Raw genomic sequence first — 205 nt, forward strand, 5'->3', positions numbered from 1 at the left:
ACCAGCGACACGAGGATTTTCAGTCCTCTGCTCTACCAACTGAGCTATCTGGGCAAAATAGCGGGGACAGGATTTGAACCTATGACCTTCGGGTTATGAGCCCGACGAGCTTCCAGACTGCTCCACCCCGCGATATTAATTTTTAAAATCAAAAGCCGATGATCGGACTCGAACCGATAACCTGCTGATTACAAATCAGCTGCTC

1 tRNA gene is annotated in these 205 nt (G+C 48.8%); it reads right to left on the reverse strand.

Features of this window, described 5'->3' with window-relative positions:
- Positions 1-58: 58 nt before the first annotated feature.
- Positions 59-132 (reverse strand) — tRNA-Met (locus LJE09_RS17860).
- Positions 133-205 lie beyond the last annotated feature (73 nt).

The organism is Blautia sp. DFI.3.45 (assembly GCF_020593505.1).
Taxonomy (GTDB): Bacteria; Bacillota; Clostridia; order Lachnospirales; family Lachnospiraceae; genus Blautia_A; species Blautia_A wexlerae.